The sequence below is a fragment of the Roseixanthobacter pseudopolyaromaticivorans genome (assembly GCF_043195145.2).
Lineage (GTDB): Bacteria > Pseudomonadota > Alphaproteobacteria > Rhizobiales > Xanthobacteraceae > NCEH01.
Genome location: NZ_CM195539.1, coordinates 3139562 through 3164437 on the forward strand (window position 1 = coordinate 3139562; position 24876 = coordinate 3164437).

A 24876-nucleotide genomic window follows, 5' to 3' on the forward strand; every position below is an offset into this window, starting at 1 on the left:
GCGGCTCCTATTCCTTGTCGGAAACGCCCGCTTCGGCAAACGTCGCCATGCCGCGATGGCAGGCCACCGCCGCCTTGACGATGCCTACCGCCAGCGCGCCGCCAGACCCCTCACCGAGCCGCATGCCGAGGTCCAGCAGCGGCTCGAGGCCAAGCTTTTCCAGCAGTTGGCGGTGCGCCCGCTCGGCTGAGACATGGCCCGCGAGGCAATGGTCGAGGGCGGTCGGGTCCATCGCGTGGAGCACAGCGGCAGCAGCGGTCACCACATAGCCGTCGAGGATCACCGGCACCCGTTCATGGCGCGCGGAGATGATGGCGCCCGCCATGGCGGCCAGTTCGCGCCCGCCGAGACGACGCAGCACTTCCAAAGGATCGCCCAGCGCGGCCCGGTGCAACTCCACCGCTTCGCGCACCGCGTTGATCTTCCGGGCCAGCACCTCGCCGGCCGCGCCGGTGCCGGCGCCCACCCATTCCTCCGCCGTGCCGCCATAGAGGCCGTGGCAGATGGCGGCGGCGACCGTGGTATTGCCGATGCCCATTTCGCCCAGGACCAGAACATCCGCGCCGCCGGCAATCGCCTGCATGCCGAACGCCATGGTGGCGGCGCAGGCGCGTTCGTCCAGGGCTGCTTCTTGCGTGATGTCGCCGGTGGGCAGGTCGAGCGCGAGATCGAACACCCGCAGCCCGGCATCGAAGGTGGCACAGATCTGGTTCACCGCCGCCTTGCCCGCGGTGAAAGTGTCGAGCATCTGCTTGGTGACGGAATTGGGATAAGGCGAGACGCCCCGTTCCGTGACGCCATGGGTGCCGGCGAACACCGCGACCATGGGCCGGTCCGCCGTGGGCATGGCCTTGCCCTGCCAGGCCGCAAGATGAGCGGCGATATCCTCCAGCCGCCCGAGGGCGCCGGGCGGCTTCACCAATTGGCTCTGCCGGTCCCGCGCGGCGGCGCGCGCCGCCTCGTCCGGACCGGGCAAGGTCGCGATCAGGTGGCGGATATCGTCGAAGGGAAGGCCAGTCTCGACAGCGTGCATGACGATCTCGATGGGAATGATGCGCGGCTTCTGCCGCGCACCTTTCTATTCCGCCGGCGCAGGATGGTCACCTGTCGGATGCGGCCCGGCGGGATGGTCGCCGGAACCGTCCTTGACGGGCTTTCTCCCGAGCGCGGCCAGCCAGCGTGCCGTCACGTAGAACACCGGCGTGAAGATGAGGCCGAACAGGGTCACGCCGATCATGCCGGAGAACACCGCCGTGCCGAGCGCCTGGCGCAATTCCGCGCCGGCGCCGATCGCCCAAACCAGGGGCACCACCCCGAGGATGAAGGCGAGCGAGGTCATGACGATGGGGCGCAGGCGCAGCCGTGCGGCTTCCACCGCCGCCTCCTGCCGTCCGTGGCCCTGGTCCTCCAGCTGCTTGGCGAATTCCACGATCAGAATCGCGTTCTTCGCCGCCAAGCCGATCAGCACGATGAAGCCGACCTGGGTCAGGATGTTGTTGTCCTGACCTCGCAAAATCACGCCGAGGAGCGCCGCGACGAGGCACATGGGCACGATGAGGATGACCGCCAGTGGCAGGGTCAGGCTCTCATATTGCGCCGCCAGCACCAGGAAGACGAACACCACGCCCAGAGCGAAGGCGAAGATGGCGGTGTTGCCGGCCCGTTGCTGCTGATAGGCGAGCGCGGTCCATTCATAGGAGAAGCCCTGCGGCAGAACCTGCGCCGCGAGCTTCTGCATGATGTCCATCGCCTGGCCCTGGGAATAGCCGGGCGCCGGACTGCCGTCGAGTTCCGCCGCCGGATACAGATTGTACCGCGGCACGCGATAGGGCCCGGAAATGTCCGAGATGGTCGTGAACGAACCGAGCGGCACCGTGTCGCCCGCCGCATTGCGCACGCGGATGGCGAGGATGTCCTTCGGATCGAGGCGGTAGGGGGCATCCGCCTGCACCTGCACGCGGAAGGTTCGCGAGAACAGGTTGAAGTCGTTCACATAGCTCGAGCCGATATAGGTCTGGAGCGCCGCGAACACATTGCCCACGTCCACCTGGAGCAACTGCGCCTTGGAGCGGTCGATGTCGAGATACATCTGCGGCGTCGAGGTCTCGAACAGCGAATAGACCTGCATCAGGCCGGGGGTTTTCGCCGCAGCCCCCATCATGGCGTAAACCGCGCCCTGGAGCGCCGGATAGCCGGCGCCGACCCGGTCCTCCACCATCATGCGGAAGCCGCCGGCATTGCCGATGCCGTTGACCGGCGGCGGCTGCACCACGATCAGCAAAGCTTCCTGGATCGAGGCGAGCTTGCGGAACAACTGGCCCTGTACCGCGGTCGCGGTGCGCGTGGGATCCCCGCCGCGCTGGGAGAACGGCTCCAGGATTACGAACATGGCGCCGGCGTTGGGGGCGTTGGTGAAGGTCGCCCCCGAGAAGCCGGCGATGTTGATGATATGGCCGACGCCGGGGGTCCCGATGACCTGGTCCGCCGCCGCCTTCATCACCGCCTCGGTGCGCTGCATGGAAGCGCCGGGCGGCAATTGCACCGCGACGATCAGATAGCCGCGATCCTGCTGCGGGATGAAGCCCTGGGGCGTCGTCACGAACAGATAGCCGCCAAAGCCGACGATGCCCACATAGACGATCAGCACCAGCGCGACGATGCGCACCAGCCGCCGGGTCATCCAGGCATAGCCGTTGCCCAAGCCCTCGAACATGCGGTTGAAGATGCGGAAGAAGCCGACCAGGGGCCGGGCATACCAGGCGACCGGAGCGTCCTCATGGGCGTGCGGCCGCAGCAGCAGTGCGCACATGGCGGGCGAAAGGGTCAGCGAAACCAGCAGCGAGATCAGGGTCGATCCGGCGATGGTCAGAGCGAACTGGCGATAGAACTGGCCCGAGATGCCGGTGATGAAGGCGGTGGGAATGAACACCGCCGAGAGCACCAGCGAAATCGCCACCAGCGCCCCGCCGACCTCGTCCATGGTCTTGTAGGCGGCATCGCGCGGACTGAGCCCCGCCTCGATATTGCGCTCCACGTTCTCCACCACCACGATCGCGTCGTCCACCACGATGCCGATGGCCAGCACCAGGCCGAACAGCGACAGATTGTTCAGCGAGAAGCCGAACAGCGTCATGACGAAGAAGGTGCCCACCAGCGAGATCGGGATCGCCAGGATCGGGATGATCGCCGCGCGCCATGTCTGGAGGAACAGGATCACCACCAGAACCACGAGCACCACGGCCTCGCCGATGGTGTGGATCACCGCCTCGACAGATTGCTGGATGAATTCGGTGGGGTTGTAATAGATCGCGTACTTCAGACCGGACGGCAGATCCTTGCCCAGCTCCGCCATCTTCGCCACCACGGCATTGCCGGTGGACAGCGCGTTGGAGCCGGGGCGCTGGAACACGCCGAGCGAAATGGCGACGTCGCGGTCGAGGAACGAGGTCGAGGAATAATCCTGCGCGGTGATCTCGACGCGCGCCACGTCCTTCAGCCGTACCAGGGCGGTGTTGGTCTGCTTGATGACCACATTGCCGAACTGGGTAGGATCGGAGAGACGGCCGAGGGTCCGCACGGCGATCTGGAACGCGCGTTGCTCGGGCACGGGCGGCTGGTTCAGCACACCCGAGGCCACCTGGACATTCTGCGCCTGGAGCGCGGTGACCACGTCGCCCGCCGTGAGGTTCAGTTCCTGGAGCCGCGCGGGGTCGAGCCACACCTGCATGGCATAGTCGCGGGCACCGAACACGGTGATCGAGCCGACGCCGTCGATACGCGAGAGCACGTCCTTGATCTGGACGTTCGCCACATTGGAGATGAACAGCGGGTCACGCGAGCCGTCGGGCGAATAGAGGCTGACGACGAGCATCAGATCGGGCGAGCTCTTCGCCGTCACGATGCCGATCTGCTGCACTTCCTGCGGCAGGCGCGGCTGGGCAATGGCCACGCGGTTCTGCACCTGCACCTGGGCGATGTCGAGATTGGTGCCGAGGTCGAAGGTGACCGAGATGGAGAAGCGGCCGTCAGCGGACGAATTGGAGGAGACATAGAGCATGCCCTCCACGCCGTTGATCTGCTGCTCGATGGGCGTCACCACGGTCTCGGCCACCACCTCGGCGCTGGCGCCGGGATATTGGCCGGTCACGGTGATCACCGGAGGCGCGATTTCGGGATATTGGGCAACCGGCAGGCGCAGGTAGGACACCGCACCCAGGATCAGCACGACCACCGAAACGACGGACGCGAAAATCGGTCGGTCGATAAAGAAATGGGAGAAGCGCATGGGGTCTTCTCCTCACTTCGCCGTGGCGGTGCTTGAACCTGAATTCGCAGCTGCAGGCGCGGCGCCGGTCGGGGCAGGCGCTTCCTGCGGCGTGACCTTCACGCCCGGACGCACACGCATCAGCCCATTCACCACCACCAGATCCTCAGGCGCGAGGCCGGACTTGATCACCCGCGCATTGCCCTCCAGCTGGCCGATCACCACGAACTTCTGCTGGATCACATTGTCGGGGCCGACCACGTACACGAACTTGCGCAACTGCTCGCTGCCGATGGCCGAGTCGGGCACCGTGAGCGCCTGATAGGGCGCGGAGGCGGGCAGCTGGATGCGCGCGAACATGCCGGGACGGAACAGGTCGTTCTTATTCTCGAACAAGGCGCGGCCGCGGATCGTGCCCGTGGCGCGATCGACCACGTTGTTCAGGAAGTCCATCTTGCCGACATGCACGAAGCTCTTGTCGTCAATCAGCTTCAGCTTTACCGGCCCGCCGGTCAGCTCTTTGCCGTCGTTGAGGCGCTGGTAGCGCAGCAGCGAGGCCTCATCGAAGGTGAATTCGAAGCGGATCGGGTCGGTGGACACGATGATCGCCAGCAGCGTGGGCGAGGCGCCAGCGCCGCCGAGCACGTAATTACCCACCGACACGCGGCGATCGCCGATACGGCCCGCGACCGGCGCGCGCAGCTCGGTGAACTCCAGATCGAGCTTGGCCGAGGCAACGGCCGCTTCCTGCGCCTGCACGGTGGCGGCGGCGGTGCGCTCGGTCTGGGTGCGCTGGTCGAACGCCTGCTTGGAGATGGCGTTGGAATTCTTGTCCTGCAGCAGCGTGCGGGCGCGTTCCAGGTCGCCGGTGGCGAAATCCTGATTGGCCTTCGCCACCGCCAGGTTCGCCTGCGCAGAATCGAGCGCGATCTTGAACGGCCGCTGGTCGATGGTGAACAGGAGGTCGCCCTCCTTCACCAACTGACCGTCGGTAAAGTGGATCTGGGAGAGATAGCCCGAGACCCGCGCATGCACATTCACTTCATTGATCGCAACGAAGCGCCCGACATATTCGTCATAATCGGTGATGGTCTGGCTCTTGGCCTTCGCGACCGTCACGGCCGGCGGCGGTGGCGCGGCCTGCTGCTGCGGCTGGCTGCACCCCGCGAGAACAAAACCGGCAGAAAGAAGAGCGGCGAGCGGAAGGCGGGCCGATACGGACATGAAAATCTGCTCCGACAGGCACCGCACGCGGCGCCTCTTGATTGTCAGGGTAACGGGCGGCGCCTTCCGCAATCGACGAGCCACGTCACCAGCGAAGGTCGAATAGCACAGCAATGTGCGATGCAAAACGCTTTAAAGCGTCAATCGGCCCGTCTGGGGGCCTCCAACGCGCCAGCCGCGCGCCTCCGGGCCAAACCCTGCAGGAACTTGCGACCCAGCATTGCCCAAACGGAAAGCGCGTAGGCGAGCCCCCCTGCGCCCACCACCAGCACAAAGATCACTTCCTCGCGAGCGAAGGTGAAGCCCGCCGTGAGCTTTGCCGCCAGGGGACCCGCGCCCAGTAGCACCGCCGCCAGCACCAAGCCGCATACCGCAAGCCGAACCAGATTGCCGGGCAAGGTTCCATCGCCCACGGGCAGGTCCCGCCGGCGGGCGAACCAGATTAGCAGACCGAGATTGATCCAGCCGCCAAGCGCGGTCGCGAGGGCGAGGCCCACCTGCGCCAGCGTGCCCATGAGGGCGAACTTCAGCGCCACATTGATGGCGACCGCCAGCAAGGCCGCCTTCATTGGCGTCGCCGTGTCGCCACGCGCATGGAACGGGGCGATGAAGGCGCGCACCACGACGAACGCGAGGAGGCCGATGCCGTAGGCCTGCAATGTGGCGGCCGCTTCCGCCGCATCGCCGCGTGTGAACGCGCCGCGCGCGAACAGCGCCCGCATGGTCAGATCGGGAATCAGCAGCGCCGCCACCACGAACGGCATCGCCAGAAGAACCGCCAATTCGATGGAGCGGGCCTGCGCGTGGGCGGCGCCCGCATCATCGCCGCCGGCAAGCCGGCGCGACATCTCAGGCAGCAGCACCGTGCCGATGGCGATACCCACCACGCCGATCGGCAATTGATTGATGCGATCCGCATAATAAAGCGCAGACAGCGCGCCGGTGGGCAGGAAGGTGGCGATGATCGTATCGGCGAACAAGGCGATCTGAACCCCGGCAGACCCGATGATGGCGGGGCCGAGGCCCTTGAGGAACTGCCGCGTGCCCGGATCAAGACGCGGTCGCCCGAACCGCAGGCCGATGCCCGTGCGCTCGGCATCCCAGCCCACCAGCATCACCTGCCCGATGCCGGAGAGCAGCACGCCCCAGGCCGCCGCATGCCCGGCGGTGGGAAAGGCCGCCGCGCTCAGCAGCGTGCCGACCATGCACACATTCAGCAGGATGGGCGACGCCGCCGCCATGGCGAAGCGATCGGAGGCATTGAGCGCGCCGGAGATCAGCGTCGCCACCGAGATCAGCGCCAGATAGGGAAAGGTGATGCGCGTCAGCGTGATGGCGAGCGCGAACCGCTCCGGATCATCGGCAAGGCCAGGGGCGAGCAGGCCGACGAATTGCGGCGTGAAGGCGAGTGCTCCCGCCAATAGCACGCCATGGACCAGGGCCATGGCGGTGAGGATCTCATCGGCGAAGGCGCGCGCGCTGGCCACCCCGCCCTGTTCCTTCAGCCGGGCATAGGTGGGCACGAAGGCGGCGTTGAACGCGCCCTCTGCGAAGATGGCGCGGAAATGGTTGGGCAGACGAAACGCGACGAGGAATGCGTCCGCCACCGGCCCCGCGCCCAGCACGGCGGCCATCACCACATCACGCACGAAACCGGCGAGCCGCGAGAGCAGCGTCAGCCCGCCGACGGAAAGGATGTTGCGGAACATGAACCGGCTTTTCGTGACAGACGGACGGATGCGCGCGAAACGCGCCGGGGCAGCCCGGCGCGCCGAATCGTGTGCGCAGCATAAGCGAAAGCCACCCGCTCCCCCAAAGGCATGGACCCGGGGACCAGCGCCGCAAGGACCGCCTGCTAGTCGGCGAGTGCCCGGCGCACGGCGGCGATGATGCGATCCTGCGTCGCCTCATCCAGGTAAGCGTGCATCGGCAGGCTGATGACCTCCTCGCACAGCGCTTCCGCCACGGGCAGAATCGCCGCCGCGGCCGGATAGGCGCCATAGGCCGGCTGGAGATGCATGGGAATGCGATAATAGACGGCGGTGGGAATGCCTTCCGCCTTCAGCGCATCGGCGAGCGCGTCGCGGCGGCCGGGAGCGAGCCGGATGGTGTATTGCGCCCACACCGACGTCGCGCGCGGATCGACGAACGGCACCGCCGCCACATCGGCAAGCAGCGCGTTGTAGCGCGCGGCCACCTTTTCGCGCGCCGCGATCTCGTCCTCGAAGATCGCGAGCTTTTCCAGCAGCACCGCAGCCTGGATGGTATCGAGCCGCGCCGTCATGCCGATGCGCACGTTCTGGTATTTGTCGACGCCCTGCCCGTGCTCGCGCACGCTCTTGAGCACGGTGACGAGATCCGCGTCATCGGTGAAGATCGCGCCGCCATCGCCGTAGCAGCCGAGCGGCTTGGCGGGAAAGAAGGAGGTGGCGGCGGCATCGCCGATGCTGCCGGTGCGCTTGTTGTTCCAGGTGCCGCCGAAGCCCTGGGCCGTATCGGCCAGCACCTTGAGACCATGCCGCTCGGCGATGGGCAGGATCGCATCGTAATCCGCCGGCTGGCCGAACAGGTCCACCGGGATCACCACCTTAGGGATCAGGCCGTATTCCTTCGCCGTCGCGATGGCCAGTTCCAGGCTCTCCGGGTCCATGTTGAAGGTGTCGTCCTTCACGTCCACGAACACCGGCGTCGCCCCGACCCACGGAACCACTTCGGCCGTCGCGCAGAAGGTGAAGGCCGGGCAGAACACGGCATCGCCCGCCTTCACGTCCCAGGCCATCAGCAGCAGAGCCAAGGCATCGGTGCCGCTGGAGCAGGCGACGGCATATTTCGAGCCGGCGAACGCGGCGAGCCGCTCCTCCAGCAGGGACACTTCGGGGCCATTGATGAAGCGGCAGGAATTCAGCACGCCTTGGACGGCCTGATCGATCTTCGTGCCGATGCGCTGGCGCTGGGCCGCGAGGTCAATGAATGGGATCGGTGCCATCTGTGCCTTCACATGAGATGTCATGATAAGTCCTTGAAGGGGGCCATTCAGCCTGCGGCTCGAAGGCGGGCGGTGCGCGCCTTCGCTTCGGCGCGCTCGCTGAGGCAGGCAATGGCGATTTCCAGGCTCGCGACACCTTCTTCGCCGGTGACCGGCGGCGGATTGCCGGTGCGCACCGCCTGGAGGAAATTCTCCAGCTCCGTGCGCAGCGGCTCGGAATAGGCCACCGGCAGGTGGCGCATGGAATAGGCGCCGTCCGGCCGATAGTCGAAGCATTCGGTGACCTGGCGGGTCAGCAGATCGCCGATCACGTATTTCTTGCGGGTCGCCACATGCACCGTGCGCGCCTTGAAGGGCGTCAGCCAATTGGTGTTGATGTGCGCCAGCACGCCCGAGGCGGTGCGGAACTGCAGCAGCGCGATATCCTCGCGCTCGGCCATGGCGCTGGAGGTCTGCGGCTGCAATTCGACGATGTCCGATTCGGTGAACCAGCGGATCAGGTCGATGTCATGCACCGCGAGATCGATGACCACGCCTACATTGGACATGCGCGGCGGGAACGGTCCCACCCGCGTGATGGCGATGGAGAGCAGGTCCTCGCCGCGGATGGCTTCCTTCACCGTCTGAACAGCGGGATTGAAGCGCTCCACATGGCCGACCATCAGCGTCACGCCCCGCGCGCGCGCCGCGGCGATGATCTCGCGGCCCTGTTCGGCGGTGGAGGCGACCGGCTTTTCCACCAGTACCGAGGTGCCGGCATTGATGATGTCGAGCGCGATGGGGTGATGCAGATGGGTCGGCGCGGCGACGATGATGGCATCGAGACCGAGTTCCAGCAGCGCATGATGATCCGGCACCGCCTGGCAGCCCAGAAAGCCGGCGACGCGGCCGGCCTGCCCGGCGTCGGGATCGGCGATGGCCACCAGTTCGGCGCCCGGCAATTGGGAAAGGACCCGGGCGTGATTGGAGCCCATGATGCCGATGCCGGTAACGCCGACGCGGATGCGGCGCTGCCCCAGTGATGCTCTATCCTGAGCCATGAGAGGCCTCTTTCTTTGTCGCTTCGTCCGGCTCGTATCACGGGACGGGCGCCGGACGCGAGCCATGCAGGCGCGATGGAGGCCCTGCGACGTTCAACAATTGCGTCGGCGTATTACCGGATATGCTGCGGTGCGGCAAATATCGCTACGGTAAGGCAATGCTGAAGAGGGCGGCGACGCGCGGCCTAGAAATGAGAAAAAGGGGATACGCAGGCGCGCATCCCCTCGCATAGTCCGGCGGTCGGACGGGTCAGAATTTGTAATTCACACCGAGCCGCGTGGTGCTGGACGTAAGGCCCGCATCAGCGCCGATATTGTCATACGTCTTCGATCCGAGGTCGGTGTAGAGATACTCGGCCCGTGCCGTCCAATTGTTGGTCAGCGCATATTCCAGGCCACCGCCGACGGTCCAGCCCACATGGGTATTGGAATCGCTGAAGCCGAAATCGGTGATGGTGTTCTTGCCATAGGCAAGACCGCCGGTGACGTAGGGCAGGACCCGGTCGAACGCGTAGCCGAGGCGCGCGCGCACCGTGCCGAAATAGTCGAGCTTGCTGGAGAGTCCGTAGGCGCCGCTGGAGATATCGCCGCCCTGGATATCGGCCTCGACACCCACCAGCACGTTGTTCACGAATTGATAATTGTACCCGACCTGTCCGCCGGCGGACCAACCGGAGGGATCAAGGCCGTAGAAATCGGCCGCATCCTTCCCCTTACCCCAGCTGTAGCCTGCGTTGCCGCCGATATAGAAACCGGTCCAGGAAAACACAGGCGGCGCCGAGACCACCGGGGCCTGCGCGGGGGCGGGCCTGCTCAGATCGGCCGCCATCGCGGGGGCTGTGAGCACGGTGCTCAGCAGCGCACCAGACAGAAGAAGCCATTTCATAAGACGCACCTCGACACTTACCGTCGGGGAGCAGCATCCGCCTGGAGACGGGCCCGCAGATGGCCGGTGGAAGGCGAAGCCGTGGCAGGGAGAGGGTCTCTCCGTGGCACCGGCAAGTCAGGCCGGCATTTGATCGCCACTTAAACGAAAAAACCCCGGGCTTGCGCCCGGGGCTCGTAAATCAGCCGAAACCGATTAGCGATCAGAACTTGTAGTTCACGCCGAGACGGACGGTGTTCACGTCCAGGTCGGTGTTGATCGAACCGAGGGTCGAGGGGATGGAATACGTGTTGCCCTGGAAGTTGGCATACAGGTATTCGATCTTGGCAGTGATGTTGTTGGTGAAGGCGTATTCCACGCCGCCGCCGATGGTCCAGCCCCAGTTGGTGGTGGAGGTGTCGACGCCGTAGAAGTTGCCGAAGCTCACGCGCTCCCAAGCAGCACCACCGGTGATGTAGGGCAGCCAACGATCCATGGCATAACCGACGCGAGCGCGGATCGTGCCGAAGGTCTTGATTTCGGGCTCAACGTTGGAGCCGATGAACGGACCGCTCAGGATCAGGCTGCTGTTGGAGATCGAACCCCACTGGGCGTCAGCCTCAACACCGAGAACGATGTTGTTGGCGAACTGGTAGTTGTAGCCGATCTGACCACCACCGAGGAAGCCGTTGGCATCGCCACCGCTGTAGTTGGAATACGGCGCGCCATAGAACGGCGAGACGTTGAACGAATTGCTCGCCCAGCCCCAGCCGACGTTGCCACCGAGGTAGAAGCCGGTCCAGGAGAAGACCGGGACGACGGCCACGGCCTTGACGGGATACTTGGTGGCGAGGTCGGCCGCAGAGGCGGCGCCGCCGAGGAGGGCCAGGGCAGAGACCCCGGCGAGAGCGCGCTTCAACATTGTTACACCCTTCATTACGATGCGAAACCAGAATGAGCGGACCTTACAGCGAGTCCACCGTCCCGTCTGTCACCCTGGAGCAACACCGCCCCAAGAAAACGGGGCGACATTGTGACCAGGAGACTACATCAGAACACAATTGGCGATCAAGAGGCAGCAAACCCAAGCTTCCCGCCAATATGGTTCTAATTTCCCAGCTTAAGATTTTAGAAACGATAGTTCACGCCTGCACGCAGAACATTACCGTCATACCCGATCGAGGCCGGCCCGATCAGTGACGAGTAAGTAGAACTACCAAGATCGACGTAAAGATATTCCGCACGGGCACTCCAGTTACGATCGAGAGCGAATTCTGCACCCGCTCCGATCGTCCAGCCAGAATGTGACTGTGAATTACTCAGTCCCGCGACCTCAAACTGCCCCTGGCCGTAAGCGAAGCCCGCTGTCGCGTAGGCCATCACCCGGTCGAATGCGAAACCCAGCCGAGCCCTTACGGTTCCAAGGTAATCGACGTTAAATGCACCGGCGCTGATGCCGGACCAGTCGAAGTCGGCTTCGATGCCGGCCACGAAAGGCGACCCGGCGAATTGAAAATTGTACCCGCCCTGCAGGCCGCCGATGAATCCATCGGGGCTCTGAGACGCGGCGGTTCCCCATCCATATCCCGCGTTCGCGCCGATATAGAATCCGGTCCAGGACAATGGCGCGACCGGTGCTGCATAGCCATAACTGCCGTACTGCGCCATGTCGGCGGCGCCTGCGGGTGCCGTCAGGCTGACGCACGCGGCGGCGGCGGCGGCCAACCAACCTCTGCTCATCCTACATTCCTCCTGATGACACGGCCGAAGCCGCGTCCTGCAAAAGGCATAAGTCGGAAATGGCAAATGAAGTCTGGCCAACACCCCGTGTTACCTCACGCATTACCGACTCACGGTGAATAAAGGGTAAATCGACCCGTCGCGCCCACAGGCCCCCTGGCCCCGGCGGCGGCGAATCCCTACGTTGCAGCCATGATTGCCCGCCCGCCGCTCGACCAGCCCGACGATAGCTTCGACCCCCAGGATATGGACGACGAAGCCGCGCTGGTGCTGGATTCTCAGACCGAAGAGGAGGTCGCCCCCGGCACCCTCGCCACGGGGCGCGAGGCGATCGCGCGAGCGGTGAAGCATGCGCCCTCAGGCCCCGGCGTCTACCGCATGATCGCAGCGGACGGGACGGTGCTTTATGTCGGCAAGGCCAAGAGCATCAAGAAGCGGGTGCTGAGCTATACCCGTCTGGTCGGCCATACCAACCGCATCGCGCGCATGATCGCGGCGACGGTCTCCATGGAATTCGTCTCCACCCGCACGGAATCCGAAGCGCTGCTGCTGGAGGCAAACCTCGTCAAGCAGTTGAAGCCGCGCTTTAACGTGCTGTTGCGCGACGATAAATCCTTTCCTTACATTCTCATCACGGCGGATCACCCGGCCCCGCAAATCCTGAAGCATCGCGGCGCGCGGAGCCGGCCGGGGGATTATTATGGCCCGTTCGCCAGTGTGTGGGCGGTGGATCGCACCATCAATGCCCTGCAGCGCGCGTTCCTGCTGCGCTCGTGCTCCGACAGCTATTATGAGAATCGCACTCGCCCCTGCCTGCTGTTCCAGATCAAGCGCTGCTCCGGCCCCTGCACTGGAGAGGTGAGCCATTCCGATTATGCAGAGCTGGTCCGCGAAGCGCGGGCTTTTCTCACCGGCCGGTCGCGGGCGGTGAAGGAAGAACTTGCGCGCGAGATGGAAACGGCCTCCGAGGCCCTGGAATTCGAACGCGCCGCGCGCCTGCGCGACCGCCTCGCCGCGCTTTCGGCGGTCCAGGGTAGCCAGGGCATCAATCCGCGCTCGGTGGAAGAGGCGGATGTGTTCGCCTGCCACCAGCAGGGCGGCGCCACCTGCATCGAAGTGTTCTTCTTCCGCACCGGCCAGAACTGGGGCAACCGCGCCTATTATCCGCGCGCCGACAAATCGCTGGATGAGCGCGAAGTGCTCGGCGCGTTCATCGCCCAATTCTATGAAGACAAGCCCTGCCCGCGCCTGATCCTGCTGAGCCACGAGGTCGAGGAACAGGCGCTGATCGCCGAGGCGCTCACGCAGAAGTCCGGTTTCAAGGTCGAAATCGCCACGCCCCGCAGGGGCGAGAAACTCGATCTGGTCAGCCATGCCCTGCAGAACGCCCGCGAGGCGCTCGGCCGCAAGCTGGCGGAGACCGCGACCCAGGCGCGCCTGCTGGAGGGCGTGCAGGAAGCCTTCGCCCTCAAGGGGCCACCGCAGCGCATCGAGGTCTATGACAATTCCCACATCATGGGCACCAACGCGGTGGGCGGCATGATCGTGGCGGGACCGGAAGGCTTCCGCAAAAGCCAGTATCGCAAGTTCAACATCAAATCGGCCGACATCACCCCCGGCGACGATTTCGGCATGATGCGCGAGGTGCTGCGCCGCCGCTTCGCCCGCCTGGTGAAGGAATCGCCGCGCGAGGGCGGTATCGTAGCCTCTTCGGGGGAGGACGCGCCGCCGGTCCCCGCGCTGCCTTCCACCGAGATCGATGAGGCACGACCGCCCGTGGCGCTTCCCGCCAACGACCTGGAAGAGGCCGGTCCCGTCCTGCCCGACGAGGCCGATGCGGTCTCCCCTTGGCCGGACCTCGTGTTCATCGACGGCGGCCTCGGCCAGCTGAACGCGGCGCGCGCGATTCTGGAGGAATTGGGCATCACCGACGTGCCCCTGGTCGGCATCGCGAAGGGACTTGATCGGGAAGCGGGGCGCGAACAATTCTTCATCCCCGGCCGCCAGCCGTTCCGCCTGGAACCGCGCGACCCTGTGCTGTATTTCGTCCAGCGCCTGCGCGACGAAGCGCACCGCTTCGCCATCGGCTCGCATCGCGCACGCCGCAAGAAGGACATTACGGACGCCGGGCTTCAGGCCATTCCCGGTGTCGGCCCCACCCGTAAGCGCGCGTTGTTGCGGCATTTCGGGACGCTCAAGGCCATCGAGCGGGCCTCGCTCGCGGATCTTGAGCAGGTCCCCGGAATCAACGCCTCGACCGCACAGGCCATATACGGCTATTTCCATAGCCAGCCGGGGCGCTGACACGCGCACCGGCTTGGACCCGCCTCGACCCCGCCTGCATTCCGGGGCATGGTGCCACCCACCCGAACCAAGAACGAGCCGCATCCACATGGCCGAGGCCCAAACCAGATCCAGCGCGCGGCCCCGCACCAGCAAGGAGCGCGGGCTTGTCCTGTCGCTGCCGAACATTCTCACCTATTCCCGGTGCGCGGCGGTGCCTCTGGTGGCCGGCTGCATGTTCTGGTCGGATATCCTGCACGGCGGCATCTGGCTGCGATGGGTGGCGCTGGGACTGTTCATCGCGGCGGCCGTGACCGATTTCTTCGACGGCTATCTCGCCCGCGCCTGGTCCCAGCAATCGGCCATCGGCCGCATGCTCGATCCCATCGCGGACAAGCTGCTGGTCTCCACCAGCCTGCTGGTCCTTGCTTCCGATGGCACCATCCGCGGCTGGTCGCTCTGGGCGGCGATCGTCATTCTGTGCCGGGAAATCCTGGTCAGCGGCCTGCGCGAATTCCTGGCGGAGCTTCATGTCAGCGTGCCGGTCTCGCGCCTCGCCAAATGGAAGACGACGCTGCAGCTCGTCGCGGTCGGCTTTCTGCTGGCCGGCCCGGCCGGCGATTTGGTGATTCCCGGCGTCACGTTTGTTGGCCTGAGTCTGCTCTGGGTCTCCGCCGTGCTCACCTTATATACGGGCTATGATTATTTCCGCGCCGGCGCGCGGCATCTGGTGGAGGATGACCGGTGAAGATCCTCTATTTCGCCTGGCTGCGGGAGCGTGTGGGCGTCGCCGAAGAAGACATCCAGCTGCCCCCGGAAGTGGCCACCGTATCCGACCTTGCCCATTGGCTGGCGACGCGCGATGCCGCGCATGCTCATGCCTTCTCAAATCCTGCGGTGGTGCGCGCCGCCATCGATCGGCGCCATGTGAAGGGTGACGCCGTGCTGGCCGGGGCGCGGGAAATTGCATTCTTCCCGCCGATGACGGGTGGCTGATCCCATGACCGCTGCCGCTTCCCTTGCCGATCCTTTCGGCGTGCGCGTGCAGGCCGAGCCGTTCGACGCTGCCGCCGAGGCCGAGGCGATGACGCGCGGCCGGGTGGACATCGGAGCGGTCGTCACGTTCGCTGGCCTCTGCCGCGCCGATCTCGCGACGGACGGAACCGCCCTCACCGCGCTGACGCTGGAGCATTATCCAGGCATGGCGGAAGAGGAGATGGGCCGCCTGATCGAGGAAGCCCGCCAGCGCTGGCCGCTGCTCGGCGCGCGTATCGTTCACCGCCACGGCCGGCTGGTGCCGGGCGATCCCATCGTGCTCGTGGTCACGGCCTCGCCCCATCGCGGCGCCGCTTTTGCGGCCGCCGAATTCCTCATGGACTGGCTGAAGACCAGCGCCCCCTTCTGGAAGAAGGAGGATCGCGCGGGTTCTGGCGATTGGATCGAAGCCAAGAGCACCGACGACGATGCCGCCGAACGCTGGAAATAGCGATTCAGGCGACGCGCCCCGAGAGCGAAAAGATCGCTCCGGCCCTCCGTAACGGTTCCGAGCGATTAGGCCTGTCGCGTGTTGCAAGTGGAATGGCCGGAGGCATGCCTCCGGCCATTCGTATTTCAGGCTGCGGTGCGCACCGCGTCGTCGTCCAGCACCACCGGACGGTCCAGCAAGGTGTCGGGATCGACCTGGCCGGCGAGCGCACGGGCGAGCTGATCCGCATTGAGTTCGCCCTCCCAACGCGCCACGACGATGGTCGCCACCGCATTGCCGATGAAGTTGGTGATGGCGCGACACTCCGACATGAAGCGGTCGATGCCGAGGATCAGCGCCATTCCGGCCACCGGCACCGCCGGCACGACGGAGAGCGTCGCAGCCAGGGTGATGAAGCCCGCGCCCGTGATGCCCGCCGCGCCCTTCGAGCTGAGCATGGCCACCAGCAGGAGGATCACCTGGTCCGTCAGGCTGAGGTCGATGCCCGTGGCCTGCGCGATGAACAGGGCCGCCAGCGTCATATAGATGTTGGTGCCGTCGAGGTTGAACGAATAGCCGGTGGGGATCACGAGGCCCACGACCGACTTGGCGCAGCCGGCGCGCTCCATCTTTTCCATCAGGCTCGGAAGCGCCGCCTCGGAAGAAGAGGTGCCCAGCACCAGCAGCAATTCTTCCTTGATGTAGCGCAGCAAGGCGAGAATGGAGAAGCCATTGTAGCGCGCCACCGCACCCAGCACGATGAACACGAACAGGAACGAGGTCAGGTAGAACGTGCCGACCAGCATGGCGAGGTTTGCCACCGAGCCGATGCCGTACTTGCCGATGGTGAAGGCCATGGCGCCGAAGGCGCCGATGGGGGCGGTCTTCATGAGGATCGCCACCAGGCGGAACATGGCCTGCGAAAGCGAATTCAGCACCGTCATTACCGGGTTGCCACGATCGCCGATGGCGGCCAGCGCGATGCCGAACAGCACTGCAAAGAACAGCACCTGGAGAATATCACCCGACGCCAGCGCGCTGATCGGCGTGTTCGGAATGATCGCCATCAGGAAGCCGACGATGCTCTGGTCGTGCGCCTTGTTGGCGTAGTCGGCGACGGCCTTGGGATCGAGGCTCGCGGGATTGATGTGCAGGCCGGCGCCGGGCTGGATCACATTGCCCACCACAAGGCCGATCACCAGCGCCAGGGTCGAAAAGGTGAGGAAATAAATCATCGCCTTGCCCGCCACCCGGCCCACCTTGCCGAGGTCGCGCATGCCGGCGATGCCGGTGACCACGGTGAGGAAGATCACGGGCGCGATGATCATCTTCACCAGCTTGATGAAGGCATCGCCCAGCGGCTTCAGGTCGGTCGCGAGGCTCGGATAGAAATGTCCGAGCAAGATGCCGGCGGCAATCGCGAGCAGCACCTGGAAATAGAGGTGGCGATAGAATTTGCGGTGCACGGCCGGAGCCGGCGTGGCGGGGACGGGTTGCATGTTGCTTCCTCTCGCATTGACCATCGGCGCCTCATTCCGCGGGCGGCGTCTGGAACCTTGATGGCGTGTTAGGGGCCCGGCGCTCATCCACGCCGCCGGAAGCCCTGCGCAAGACGCATGCCAGCCCCATGCACGCTGGGGGGGGCCAAACCAAGCCATTGATGCAAAAGGCCATTGTCTCTCGCTGTCGGAACCACGCTCGACTTCAAGTGCGGATTGATGCACACTTGACCTTAGATTAGTGCGGAAATCCGCACACGAAGGAGAGGCGATGGCGGTCCTTGCGCACTTCGCGGCGTGGCGGTCGGTGGCCGGTGACCGCGCGGTGCGCCGGCTCGCGGCGCTGGCGCTGGTGCTGCTCGCTTTGGTCGCCCTCGATCGGCTCGCGGCCTATGTCGGGACGCAGTGGGCGCTGTCGCAATTGCGCACCGATGCCGATGCGGCGGCGCTTCTGCGGGTTGCGGTGATCCGCAGCGAGATCGAGAAGCAACGCACCTTGCCGGTCGTGCTCGCCCAGGATCCGGACGTGCGGGCGACCCTGGAAGACCCCGATCCCGCACGCCTTTCCGCGCTCGACGTCAAATTCGCCGGGCTTGCGGCGGGCACGCGGACGGGCGCGATCTATCTGCTCGACGTCACCGGCCTGACCATCGCCGCCAGCAATGCGGGAACTTCGGCGAGTTTCGTGGGCTCTAATTATGCTTTTCGGCCCTATTTTCGCACGGCGATGGCAGATGGAACCGCCGAACATTTCGCCTTCGGCACCGTGAGCCGGCAACCCGGCCTCTATCTGACCCGGCGCATCGACGGCCCCTCTGGTCCGCTCGGCGTGCTGGTGGTCAAGGCCGAGTTCGAGGCCATCGAGGACCAGTGGCGCCAGTTCGAGGAGCCGACCTTCGTCACCGACGACCGGGCGATCGTTCTCATCAGCAGTGTGCCGGATTGGCGCTTCCGGGCGATCGCGCCGATCGCGCCGGAGCGGCGGGAGGAATTGCGCGCGAGCCTCCAGTTCGGCGATGCCACGCTCGACCTTCTGCCCATCGTTCCAGATCCCGATGTCGCGGGGCTGGTGCAGGCCGCCCTTCCCGGCCAGCGCAAGCCGCGCCTGTTCGTGGAAGCCTCCGCCGAGGTGCCGACCACCGGCTGGACGCTGAACGTGCTCGCCCCGGCCAATGCCGCCGTGAGCCTTGCCACCGGGGCGGCGCGCGTGCTCGCGCTGCTGGTTGCGGTGCTCGCGCTCGGCCTTGGGGCGCTCGCCTTCTCCCGCCGCACCCGACGCCTGGAGGATACGGCGCGACAGGCCGCCGCGCGACGCCTCCTGGAACAGCGCGTCGCGGAGCGCACCCATGAATTGAGCCATGCCAACGTCCGCCTGCATGCCGAGATGGAGGAGCGCCTGCGCACCCAGAACGCCCTCGACGGGCTGAAGGACGACCTCGTGCAGGCGAGCAAACTGGCCGTGCTCGGTCAGATTGCGGCCTCGGTGGCCCATGAGGTGAACCAGCCGGTGGCGGCGATCCGCACGTTTGCGGAAAATTCGGCGGTGTTCCTGGATCGCGGCGATGCCAGCGCGGCCCGCGCCAATCTCTCCACCATCGCCGCCCTTACGGACCGCATCGGCGCCATCACGGGGGAATTGCGCGCGTTCGCCCGCAAGGCGGAGGGCCGCCTGGAGCCGGTGCCGTTGCGCGCCGCCATCGACGGCGCCCTGCTGCTGGTGGGCCACCGCCTCACCCAGCAAGCGGTCGGCATCGATGTCGCCATCGACGCGGACGATCTTCGCGTGACCGCCGAGCGGGTGCGCCTGGAACAGGTGTTCGTCAATCTGCTGCAAAACGCGCTGGATGCGCTGGCCGGACAGACCGACGGGACCATCCGGATCCATGCCGAGGCCGGAGCCGACCAAGTGCGCATCGAAGTCGCGGACAACGGCCCCGGCTTGCCGCCCAACGTGATGGAAGCGCTGTTCATGCCTTTCACCACCACCAAGGCGCAGGGCCTCGGCCTCGGCCTCGTGATCTCGCACGACATCGTTGTCGAATTCGGCGGCACCCTTGCCGTCGAAAACCGGCACGGCGCGGTCTTCACCCTCACCTTGCCAAGGGCGCCCTGATGGACGTGGCCTTCATCGACGACGACGACATCCTGCGCGCCGCCAACGTCCAGGCGCTGATGCTGGCCGGCCTCTCGGTGGCGCCTTTTGCCTCCGGCGCGGCGGCGCTGGAGGCCATCGACGCCGGGTTTCCCGGCGTGGTGGTGAGCGATGTGCGCATGCCCGGAATGGATGGGCTGGAGCTGTTTCGCCGCCTGCGCAAGATCGATCCGGACCTGCCGGTGATCCTCATCACCGGCCACGGCGACATCGCCATGGCGGTCGATGCCATGCGCGAGGGTGCCTATGATTTTCTCGCCAAGCCCTATTCGGGTGACCGCCTGCTCGGCGCGGTGCGGCACGCGGGGGAAAAGCGCCGCTTGGTGCTGGAGAACCGCGACCTGCGGCGGCGCGCGGAAGCGGCCAGCGAGGACCTGCCCCTGCTCGGCGAGACTGCTGCCATGGCGCGCCTGCGGCAGACGTTGCGCCAGCTCGCGGACGCCGATGTGGATGTGCTGGTGGAAGGCGAGACCGGGAGCGGCAAGGAGGTGGTGGCCAATGCCCTCCACCGCCTGAGCCGGCGCGCCAACCGTCCGCTGGTGGTGGTGAATTGCGGCGCGCTGCCGGAAAGCGTGATCGAGAGCGAACTCTTCGGCCACGAGGCCGGCGCCTTCACCGGCGCCATGAAGAAGCGCGTGGGCCGGATCGAGCATGCCCACGGCGGCACGCTGTTCCTGGACGAGATCGAGGCCATGTCGCCAGCGCTCCAGGTCAAGCTGCTGCGCGTCCTGGAAGCGCGCGAGATCACCCCGCTCGGTACCAATGAAGTGCGCCGCGTGGACATCCGCGTGGTCGCCGCGGCCAAGGTCAATCTCCAGGCCCTGGTGCGGCAGGGGGCGTTCCGGGAGGACCTCTATTACCGTCTGCATGTGGCGACCTTGCATATTCCGCCGCTGCGGGAGCGGCGTGCGGACGTGGCGCTGCTGTTCGGTCATTTCCTCGCGCTCGCCTGCGCCCGCTTCCAGCGCGAGCCGGTACAGATCGGCGAAAGCGTGCGCCGCCACCTCGATACGCACGACTGGCCGGGCAACGTGCGCGAGCTGGTGCATTATGCCGAGCGCGTCGCCCTCGGCCTCGTCGCAAACCCACCGCCGGCGCCAGGTTCGGGCAACCGTGCGCCCTTGCCGGAGCGCATGGAGGCCTTCGAGGCCGCCGAAATCCGCACCGCCCTGGCTGAAAACGGCGGCGACGTGCAGGCGGTGGTGAAGGCGCTCGGCATCCCCCGCAAGACCTTCTACGACAAGCTGCGCCGCCACGGCATCGATCAGGCGGCCTATCGGACCGGGCGGCCGGTGGCGCAATAACGCCTGTGCGCGGGAGAGGAAGCGCCTTCGCGGCGAGGCGCACGCCGCGCCAGATCCCCGGCGCGCCTGGCGGCTTCGGCAAAACGAATGCGGCCGTTTAAACCGGGGTTATCAGCTTTGGCCCTCGCCGAGCGCCCAGGCCCGGCACAGGGCGCGCATCTCGTGGGCGGGGTCCGCGGCGCGCATCACCGCGCCCATGACGGCGATCCCCGCCACACCCGCCACCCGGCAAGGGGCGATCGTTTCCGGCTCGATGCCGCCGAGGGCAAGAACGGGCACCGATGTCACGGCAACCCGCTCCCGCAGGCCCGCCTCCCCCAGCGCCGGCCCGTAACCCGGCTTGGAGCGCGTTTCGAAGGCGGGGCTCGCGATGAGGTAATCGAGGCGCCTTGCGTCGGCCCCCGCCACCTCGGCCAGCGTGTGGGTGGACAGGCCGATGAGCGCGCCGGGCCCCAGGCGCGATCGCGCTTGGCCGACATCCGAGCCCGCCGGCAGATGGACACCGTCCACCCCCGCTTCCACCGCAAGGTCGAACGCCCCATGCAACGTGACTCGCCCGCCGAAGGCAAAGGCGAGCGACAGCAGGGCGCGGGCGAGCGCGATCTGTTCGGCTTGCGGCAAATCCTTTTCGCGCACGCTGATCCAGCGGCAGCCGCCTTCCAGCGCCGCCGCCACCACCTCGGGCAGCGGCGCGCGCGCCTGCGAGCGGTCGGTGATCAGCAGGATGGGCGGCTGCGGCAGCATGGATCTCTCCCCGCCGCAGCCTAGCCCAGGCCCTCAGGTGCCGACGAGGCCGAATTCCGGGCTTGAGGCTTCCGCATGCAGCTTCTTGGGGATACGCCCCGACAGCCGGGCGAGCCGTCCGCCATCCACCGCGTGGCGGAACGCGGCGGCCATCCGCACCGGATCGTGCGCCTTGGAGACCGCCGTATTGAGCAGCACCGCCGCGCAACCGAGCTCCATGGCCAGCGCCGCGTCCGAGGCCGTGCCGATGCCGGCGTCCAGCACCACCGGAACCGGGGAGCGGGCGCAGATCAGCTCGATCATGTGGGGGTTGGCTATGCCGAGCCCGGTGCCGATCATGGAGCCGAGCGGCATCACGGTCGCGGCGCCGAGGTCCGCCAGCTTCTGGCAGGTGACGGGATCATCGTTGCAATAGGGCAGCACGACGAAGCCGCGATGGACCAGATCCTCGGTCGCCTTCAGCAGCTCTTCCACATTGGGATAGAGCAACTCGCGATCGCCGATCACTTCCAGCTTCACCCAATTGGTCTCCAGCGCCTCGCGCGCCAGTTCGGCGGTCAGCACCGCGTCCTTCGCGGTCTGGCAGCCGGCCGTGTTGGGCAGGATGTGGACGCGGCCCGAGAGCAGGTCGGTCAGGCTCTCCTCATAGCTTGCAAGGCTGATGCGGCGGATCGAGGCGGTGGCCATCTCCGCGCCCGAGGCGGCGAGCGCATCGAGGAACACCTTCTGGTTCGGATAGCCCGCCGTGCCCAGGAACAGGCGCGAATTGAAGCTGCGCCCGGCGATCACCAGCGGGTCGGCGTTGAAGGTGGCGGCGGCATTGACGGAAGCATTCATGGTCATTCTCTTTGCCCGCGCCGAATGGCGGGCGCTAGCCTGTGTCTCGCGGCGGATCAGCCGCCCTGCTTGGCCTGGATGATTTCAACCGCATCGCCGGAGGCGAGCCTGTGCTCGGCCCAGCGCGCGCGCGGCAGAACGGCGCCGTTCAAGGCCACGGCGATGCCCTTGCGGGCCGCATCCACGCCCTTGTGGTCGAGAAGCGCGGCGATGGTCGCGACGGGGAGGCTCTCCCGCGCGCCGTTCACCTGGAGGTCGAGCACGGTTTCGGTTTCCATCATCCTCACTCCGCCGCCGCGCGCGGCGCGAAACGCTCCGCCCCGAAGGGGGCGATGAGCGGGTCCGTGTGGCCGTCCAGCACCAGCGCGCAGATGGTGGACGTGGTCACCGGCAGCAGCAGGATGCCGTTGCGGTGATGGCCGGTGGCATAGATCAGCCCCGCCACCTCGCTCGCGCCGAGAATCGGCGCATCGTCGCGACTGCCGGGGCGGAAGCCCACCCATTGCTCGATGATGGTCAGTTCCTCGATGGTCGGCACGCAGCGCCACGCATGGGTGAGCAGCGCCAGCTGGCCGCCGGCGGTGATGTCGGTGTCGAAGCCCTTCTCCTCCACCGTGGCGCCGATGATGAGCCGCCCGTCCTTGCGCGGCACCATATAGGTGCCCGGTCCCCACAGCACATGGGTCAGCAAAGGCGCTGCGGGGTCCATGCGCAGGGCCAGCATCTGCCCCTTGATGGGGCGCACCGGCAAGGGCGCCGCCGGGGCGATGGTGACCCCGCGCGACCAGGCGCCGGCCGCCAGGATCACGGTATCGGCGGGATGCAGAACGCCATCGACCACGACGCCGCTTGCCCGGCCATCGCGGGTTTCCACCCGCTCCACCTTGGCATGTTCATGCAGCACCGCACCGGCCTTCAGCGCCGCGACCTTCAGCGCCGCCGCGGTTTGCCGGTTGTCCGCCTGGTGATCCTGCGGGCACCAGAGGGCGCCGGCCAGTTTAGTGGCGAGATGCGGTTCCTTGCGGCGCGCCTCGGCGGCGGTCAGCCATTCCACCGGCAACCCGAGGCTCTTTTGAAAGGCGTGCTGGTGGCGCAGCTTGGCGGCGTCGTCTGCGGTGAGCGCGACGACGAGCGTGCCCTCCTCGCGCAGGCCCACATCCATGCCACTGGCCGCTTCCAGATCCGCCGCGAAGGCCGGCCACAAGGTCTGGCTCGCGCGGTTGAGGGTCAGCAAACCCTCTTCGCCGGGCTCGGCTTCCGCACAGGCGGCGAGCATGCCGGCGGCGGCATGGCTGGCGCCGGAGCCGGCAAGGCCGGCATCGAACAGCTCGACCTTGCAGCCCGCCTGGGCGAGACGCCAGCCGATGGCGAGCCCGATGACGCCTGCGCCAACGATGGCGACGCGCAGGCCGGCAGCGTCGCTGCGGGCCGGCTCAACTTGCGAAGAAACACTATTCTGGGACGATAAGCGGGTGCTCATCGGCTCCTCCCTACGCTGGAATGACCCAGACAGGTTCGATGGGTATGATCTCAGCCGCGCGTGACGCGCGGCACCCCAGGCCGTCTGATAGTATCACCGCTCTGCGCCCCAGCGGCAAGGAAAACTCAAAAATTCGCATCGAACCGTCACGAACCGATGCAAGGCGTTTCGTCCCATAGCTTTTTCGCGGTCCAGCCGCAATTGCCGGGCCTGGGCGCAAAGCATGGGGCGGCTGATCCCCACGCATGGAGGCGTGTGGATCGGCAGATAGGATGGCGCCAGAGACCTCGACTCGCGAAAATGTTCTTGTTATGTTCCTTTTGAGATAAGTGACCGGGAGCACCGCGATGAAGCTGTATTGGGCACCCCACACCCGCGCTTTCCGCGCTTTGTGGTTGTTCGAGGAGGCAGGGCTGCCCTATGAGCGCGAGCTGGTGCCGCTCGATGGTCCCTTTATCGCCTCCCCGGAATTTCGCGCCATCAACCCCATGATGAAGGTGCCGGCGCTGGAGGATGGCGACGCGCGGATCGCCGAGAGCGGCGCCATCTGCCTCTATATCGCCGACAAATCTCCGGAAGCGCACCTTGCCCCCGCGATCAGCGATCCGCGCCGGGGCCGCTATCTGCAATGGCTGTTTTGGGATGCCGCCTGCATGGAAGCGGCCTTCACCCAAAAGCTCGCAGGTGTGAATCTGCCGAGCCGGGCCGCCGGCTGGGGCAGCTTCGAGCGGGTGATGGATGTGCTGGAAGCGGCGCTCACGCCCGGGCCTTATCTGCTGGGGGAACAGTTCACCGCAGCCGACGTGATGGTGGGCAGCAATGTCTGGTACGGGCTGACGCTTCTGAAGGTGATCGAACCCCGGCCGGTGTTTACGGATTATGTGGCGCGCTGCGAGGCGCGGCCGGCATTCCAGCGGGCTAACGCCATCGAAGCGGAGGCCCTGGCCACCTGAGGGTGGCGCAAGCGTCGTTTGCCGGCGTGCGGGCGCAAGC

21 protein-coding genes and 1 riboswitch are annotated in these 24876 nt (G+C 66.3%); of the genes, 7 read left to right on the top strand and 14 right to left on the bottom strand.

Annotated elements, in window-relative coordinates; all coding sequences use genetic code 11:
* Nucleotides 1-7 precede the first annotated feature (7 nt).
* From cobT to V5F68_RS15075, 9 genes are all read right to left on the bottom strand, one after another.
* Nucleotides 8-1033, bottom strand: a complete 1026-nt coding sequence (gene cobT / locus V5F68_RS15035) for a nicotinate-nucleotide--dimethylbenzimidazole phosphoribosyltransferase (protein WP_394013336.1) — start codon at nucleotides 1031-1033, stop codon at nucleotides 8-10.
* A gap of 45 nt (nucleotides 1034-1078) precedes the next feature.
* Complete coding sequence (locus tag V5F68_RS15040; RefSeq protein ID WP_394013337.1) at nucleotides 1079-4285, bottom strand: efflux RND transporter permease subunit; 3207 nt, start codon at nucleotides 4283-4285, stop codon at nucleotides 1079-1081.
* 12 nt (nucleotides 4286-4297) lie between these two features.
* The gene (locus V5F68_RS15045) at nucleotides 4298-5488 is read right to left on the bottom strand and encodes an efflux RND transporter periplasmic adaptor subunit (protein WP_394013338.1); all 1191 of its coding nucleotides are present in this window, start codon (nucleotides 5486-5488) and stop codon (nucleotides 4298-4300) included.
* Between the two features lie 140 nt (nucleotides 5489-5628).
* On the bottom strand, nucleotides 5629-7197 hold the full coding sequence (gene murJ, locus V5F68_RS15050) for a murein biosynthesis integral membrane protein MurJ (protein ID WP_394013339.1): 1569 nt from the start codon (nucleotides 7195-7197) through the stop codon (nucleotides 5629-5631).
* A gap of 146 nt (nucleotides 7198-7343) precedes the next feature.
* Nucleotides 7344-8498: a DegT/DnrJ/EryC1/StrS family aminotransferase gene (locus V5F68_RS15055; protein WP_394013340.1), complete on the bottom strand. Its 1155-nt coding sequence runs from the start codon at nucleotides 8496-8498 to the stop codon at nucleotides 7344-7346.
* A gap of 23 nt (nucleotides 8499-8521) precedes the next feature.
* Entirely contained in the window at nucleotides 8522-9514 is a 993-nt protein-coding gene (locus V5F68_RS15060) for a Gfo/Idh/MocA family oxidoreductase (protein ID WP_394013341.1), read from the bottom strand.
* A 250-nt stretch (nucleotides 9515-9764) separates the two neighbouring features.
* Nucleotides 9765-10400, bottom strand: a complete 636-nt coding sequence (locus V5F68_RS15065) for an outer membrane protein (RefSeq protein ID WP_394013342.1) — start codon at nucleotides 10398-10400, stop codon at nucleotides 9765-9767.
* 202 nt (nucleotides 10401-10602) lie between these two features.
* Nucleotides 10603-11301 carry an outer membrane protein gene (locus V5F68_RS15070; RefSeq protein ID WP_394013343.1) on the bottom strand — a complete coding sequence of 233 codons (699 nt, stop codon included), beginning with the start codon at nucleotides 11299-11301 and terminating at the stop codon, nucleotides 10603-10605.
* A gap of 206 nt (nucleotides 11302-11507) precedes the next feature.
* Entirely contained in the window at nucleotides 11508-12119 is a 612-nt protein-coding gene (locus V5F68_RS15075; RefSeq protein WP_394013344.1) for an outer membrane protein, read from the bottom strand.
* Between the two features lie 246 nt (nucleotides 12120-12365).
* On the opposite strand from V5F68_RS15075, the gene uvrC reads away from it, so the two are divergent.
* From uvrC to V5F68_RS15095, 4 genes are all read left to right on the top strand, one after another.
* Nucleotides 12366-14423 (top strand): excinuclease ABC subunit UvrC, encoded by a 2058-nt coding sequence (gene uvrC / locus V5F68_RS15080; RefSeq protein WP_394013490.1) that lies wholly within the window; start codon nucleotides 12366-12368, stop codon nucleotides 14421-14423.
* 88 nt (nucleotides 14424-14511) lie between these two features.
* Entirely contained in the window at nucleotides 14512-15150 is a 639-nt protein-coding gene (pgsA, locus tag V5F68_RS15085) for a CDP-diacylglycerol--glycerol-3-phosphate 3-phosphatidyltransferase (protein ID WP_348847360.1), read from the top strand.
* Nucleotides 15147-15398: a molybdopterin converting factor subunit 1 gene (gene moaD / locus V5F68_RS15090; protein WP_394013345.1), complete on the top strand. Its 252-nt coding sequence runs from the start codon at nucleotides 15147-15149 to the stop codon at nucleotides 15396-15398. Before pgsA ends, moaD begins: the two co-directional genes overlap by 4 nt.
* A 4-nt stretch (nucleotides 15399-15402) precedes the next feature.
* Nucleotides 15403-15888: a molybdenum cofactor biosynthesis protein MoaE gene (locus V5F68_RS15095; protein WP_394013346.1), complete on the top strand. Its 486-nt coding sequence runs from the start codon at nucleotides 15403-15405 to the stop codon at nucleotides 15886-15888.
* Nucleotides 15889-16013: 125 nt separating this feature from the next.
* On the opposite strand, the gene V5F68_RS15100 is transcribed toward V5F68_RS15095, so the two are convergent.
* Nucleotides 16014-17366: a dicarboxylate/amino acid:cation symporter gene (locus V5F68_RS15100; RefSeq protein ID WP_394013347.1), complete on the bottom strand. Its 1353-nt coding sequence runs from the start codon at nucleotides 17364-17366 to the stop codon at nucleotides 16014-16016.
* 271 nt (nucleotides 17367-17637) lie between these two features.
* Here V5F68_RS15100 and V5F68_RS15105 point away from each other — a divergent pair, with 271 nt between their 5' ends.
* Together V5F68_RS15105 and V5F68_RS15110 are read left to right on the top strand one after the other, a co-directional pair.
* Nucleotides 17638-19479 (top strand): sensor histidine kinase, encoded by a 1842-nt coding sequence (locus V5F68_RS15105; RefSeq protein WP_394013348.1) that lies wholly within the window; start codon nucleotides 17638-17640, stop codon nucleotides 19477-19479.
* Nucleotides 19479-20822: a sigma-54-dependent transcriptional regulator gene (locus tag V5F68_RS15110; RefSeq protein ID WP_394013349.1), complete on the top strand. Its 1344-nt coding sequence runs from the start codon at nucleotides 19479-19481 to the stop codon at nucleotides 20820-20822. Before V5F68_RS15105 ends, V5F68_RS15110 begins: the two co-directional genes overlap by 1 nt.
* A 111-nt stretch (nucleotides 20823-20933) precedes the next feature.
* On the opposite strand, the gene V5F68_RS15115 is transcribed toward V5F68_RS15110, so the two are convergent.
* The 4 genes from V5F68_RS15115 to thiO form a co-directional block, all read right to left on the bottom strand.
* Nucleotides 20934-21566, bottom strand: coding sequence for a thiamine phosphate synthase (locus tag V5F68_RS15115; RefSeq protein WP_394013350.1), 633 nt, complete (start codon nucleotides 21564-21566; stop codon nucleotides 20934-20936).
* A gap of 33 nt (nucleotides 21567-21599) precedes the next feature.
* A complete protein-coding gene (locus tag V5F68_RS15120) occupies nucleotides 21600-22403 on the bottom strand; it encodes a thiazole synthase (protein ID WP_394013351.1) in 804 nt (267 codons plus the stop codon).
* Nucleotides 22404-22459: 56 nt separating this feature from the next.
* Nucleotides 22460-22684 (bottom strand): sulfur carrier protein ThiS, encoded by a 225-nt coding sequence (thiS, locus tag V5F68_RS15125; RefSeq protein WP_348847369.1) that lies wholly within the window; start codon nucleotides 22682-22684, stop codon nucleotides 22460-22462.
* Nucleotides 22685-22686: 2 nt separating this feature from the next.
* Complete coding sequence (gene thiO / locus V5F68_RS15130) at nucleotides 22687-23883, bottom strand: glycine oxidase ThiO (protein WP_394013352.1); 1197 nt, start codon at nucleotides 23881-23883, stop codon at nucleotides 22687-22689.
* Nucleotides 23872-23971: riboswitch (TPP riboswitch) on the bottom strand. Its footprint overlaps the gene before it by 12 nt.
* A 259-nt stretch (nucleotides 23972-24230) precedes the next feature.
* On the opposite strand from thiO, the gene V5F68_RS15135 reads away from it, so the two are divergent.
* Complete coding sequence (locus V5F68_RS15135; protein ID WP_394013353.1) at nucleotides 24231-24836, top strand: glutathione S-transferase family protein; 606 nt, start codon at nucleotides 24231-24233, stop codon at nucleotides 24834-24836.
* Nucleotides 24837-24876: the final 40 nt, after the last annotated feature.

Coding starts and splice junctions, on each gene's coding strand:
- cobT (WP_394013336.1), bottom strand. CDS start 1,033: ATGCACGCTGTCGAGACTGGCCTTCCCTTCGACGATATCCGCCACCTG.
- V5F68_RS15040 (WP_394013337.1), bottom strand. CDS start 4,285: ATGCGCTTCTCCCATTTCTTTATCGACCGACCGATTTTCGCGTCCGTC.
- V5F68_RS15045 (WP_394013338.1), bottom strand. CDS start 5,488: ATGTCCGTATCGGCCCGCCTTCCGCTCGCCGCTCTTCTTTCTGCCGGT.
- murJ (WP_394013339.1), bottom strand. CDS start 7,197: ATGTTCCGCAACATCCTTTCCGTCGGCGGGCTGACGCTGCTCTCGCGG.
- V5F68_RS15055 (WP_394013340.1), bottom strand. CDS start 8,498: ATGACATCTCATGTGAAGGCACAGATGGCACCGATCCCATTCATTGAC.
- V5F68_RS15060 (WP_394013341.1), bottom strand. CDS start 9,514: ATGGCTCAGGATAGAGCATCACTGGGGCAGCGCCGCATCCGCGTCGGC.
- V5F68_RS15065 (WP_394013342.1), bottom strand. CDS start 10,400: ATGAAATGGCTTCTTCTGTCTGGTGCGCTGCTGAGCACCGTGCTCACA.
- V5F68_RS15070 (WP_394013343.1), bottom strand. CDS start 11,301: ATGTTGAAGCGCGCTCTCGCCGGGGTCTCTGCCCTGGCCCTCCTCGGC.
- V5F68_RS15075 (WP_394013344.1), bottom strand. CDS start 12,119: ATGAGCAGAGGTTGGTTGGCCGCCGCCGCCGCCGCGTGCGTCAGCCTG.
- uvrC (WP_394013490.1), top strand. CDS start 12,366: ATGGACGACGAAGCCGCGCTGGTGCTGGATTCTCAGACCGAAGAGGAG.
- pgsA (WP_348847360.1), top strand. CDS start 14,512: ATGGCCGAGGCCCAAACCAGATCCAGCGCGCGGCCCCGCACCAGCAAG.
- V5F68_RS15095 (WP_394013346.1), top strand. CDS start 15,403: ATGACCGCTGCCGCTTCCCTTGCCGATCCTTTCGGCGTGCGCGTGCAG.
- V5F68_RS15100 (WP_394013347.1), bottom strand. CDS start 17,366: ATGCAACCCGTCCCCGCCACGCCGGCTCCGGCCGTGCACCGCAAATTC.
- V5F68_RS15105 (WP_394013348.1), top strand. CDS start 17,638: ATGGCGGTCCTTGCGCACTTCGCGGCGTGGCGGTCGGTGGCCGGTGAC.
- V5F68_RS15110 (WP_394013349.1), top strand. CDS start 19,479: ATGGACGTGGCCTTCATCGACGACGACGACATCCTGCGCGCCGCCAAC.
- V5F68_RS15115 (WP_394013350.1), bottom strand. CDS start 21,566: ATGCTGCCGCAGCCGCCCATCCTGCTGATCACCGACCGCTCGCAGGCG.
- V5F68_RS15120 (WP_394013351.1), bottom strand. CDS start 22,403: ATGAATGCTTCCGTCAATGCCGCCGCCACCTTCAACGCCGACCCGCTG.
- thiS (WP_348847369.1), bottom strand. CDS start 22,684: ATGATGGAAACCGAAACCGTGCTCGACCTCCAGGTGAACGGCGCGCGG.
- thiO (WP_394013352.1), bottom strand. CDS start 23,883: ATGAGCACCCGCTTATCGTCCCAGAATAGTGTTTCTTCGCAAGTTGAG.
- V5F68_RS15135 (WP_394013353.1), top strand. CDS start 24,231: ATGAAGCTGTATTGGGCACCCCACACCCGCGCTTTCCGCGCTTTGTGG.